The organism is Hydrogenimonas sp., assembly GCF_029933015.1.
In the GTDB taxonomy this organism is placed as follows: domain Bacteria; phylum Campylobacterota; class Campylobacteria; order Campylobacterales; family Hydrogenimonadaceae; genus Hydrogenimonas.
Genome location: NZ_JAOZOZ010000113.1, coordinates 1 through 1,876 on the forward strand (window position 1 = coordinate 1; position 1,876 = coordinate 1,876).

At 65.9% G+C, this 1,876-nt stretch carries 1 protein-coding gene; it reads right to left on the bottom strand.

Annotation, left to right across the window (positions count from 1 at the left end):
• The coding region (locus Q1K23_RS07455; RefSeq protein ID WP_300363516.1) for a hydantoinase/oxoprolinase family protein at window positions 1–1,876 on the bottom strand (1,876 nt) is incomplete at both ends.

A 1,876-nucleotide genomic window follows, 5' to 3' on the forward strand; every position in this document is an offset into this window, starting at 1 on the left:
CCCGGGCTTCGAGCGTAAGAATCAGGTCCCCTTTCCCGGTGATCCGTGCCCGGGTTCCCGTTTCCAGCACGATCGTCGAGCTCTCCTGCATCACCAGGGCCGGCCCCTCCAGCACGGCCCCCGCCCCCAGCGTCGCCATGTCGTAGACCGGCGCGTCGTGCCAGGCCCCGTCGAGATAGAGGGCTCTTTCGTAGAGGGGGCGGGGCTGACCTTCCTGGGGCGCGATGTCGGGCCGCTGCCACCCTTCGCTTTCGATCGCCGCCACCAGCCGGAGAGACTCGACCACGAGCCGCCGCTCGGGCATCAGAAACCCGAACTCCCTGACATGCCGCTTTTCGAACGCCTCCTTCGCCCCCTCGAAAGGGACTTCGATCGCCCGGTCGGTCCCTTCGTACTTCACCCGGGCCAGCCGCTCCATCCGGTGTTTTTTTCCGGCCACCTTCGGGGCGATCTCCTCCTCCAGCGGATTGAACAGCGACGTATCGCACTTTTCGAGAGGCTTTTCCACCAGACGCGCCGCGTCGAAGCTCTCTTTGGCCAGGGCCATGCCCCACGCGGAGAGTATCCCGGCATGGCGATGGATCAGCACCTTCGCAATGCCGAGCTTTTTCGCCACCGCCACGGCGTGCTGCCCGCCGGCGCCGCCGAAGGCGCAGAGCGTGTGTTCTGCCGGATCGTACCCCTTTTTGAGGGTCACCTCCTTGATCGCCGTGGCCATCTGCTCGTTCGCCACGGCCAGAAACCCTTCCGCCACCGCTTCGACGCAGCTGCCGAGCTCCCTGGCGATCGGCTCGAACCCTTTGCGGCTCGCTTCCGCATCCAGCGGCGCGTTTCCTTCGGGGCCGAAAATGCGGGGAAAGCGTTTCGGATCGAGCCGGCCGGTGACCAGGTTGGCGTCTGTGACGCTGAGGCTGCCGCCCCGCCCGTAGCAGAGCGGCCCGGGATCGGCTCCGCTGCTTTCGGGCCCCACTTTGAAAAGCCCGTCCTCGTATCGCAGCAGGCTGCCGCCGCCGCTGGCGACCGTGTGCAGCTCCACCTGGGGCACCCGCACCTTCACCCCGGCGGTTTCGCTCTCGTGCCGCAGTTCGATACGCCCGTCGTAGCGGCAGACGTCGGTACTGGTGCCCCCCATGTCGAAACCGATCAGCGGTGTCCCCTCGTAGATCGCCTCCAGCGCCGCCACCCCACCGGCCGGCCCGCTCAGCAGCGCCCGGGAGCCTCTGAAGCGCGTCACGGGCACGAGGGTGCCGCCGCTCTCCATCATCAGCGTCTTTTTCTCCACATCTTCTCGGAAGGCTCTCTTGAAGGCGTCGAGATAGGCCTGAAGCTTCGGCGTCAGATAGGCGTCCACCAGCGTCGTCTCGCTCCGTGCCACCGCCCCGGGCAGGGGCGATACCTCGTGGCTGCAGACCACTGAAAACCCCATCTCCCCGGCGATGGCCGCCACCCTCTTCTCGTGGTCGGCGAAGGCGTATCCGTGCATCAGGGAGACGGCCAGGTTCCTCGCCTTCAGCCCTCTCAGTGTATCGCGCACCGCCTCCTCGTCGATCTCCTTTTCGACAAGACAGCGGCCCTCCCGGAAAAAGACGCGCTCGTCGATCTCCACGACCTCCTCGTACAGAGGCGAGGGCTTTTCGATCTCGAGGGCGAAGATGTCGGGCCGGCTCTGATCCCCGATGGCCAGCAGATCCGCGAACCCCTTCGTCACCGCCAGCGCCGTCGGTTCCCCCTTGCGTTCCAGCAGGGCGTTGGTGGCGATGGTGGTGCCCATACGTATCCAGGCGATCCTTTCGGCATCCTCTCTCTCCCTCTCCCCATCAATCTCTTTCAGCACTTCGTGGATGGCGTGGCTGCAGGACTCTTCGTAGAAGGGAGA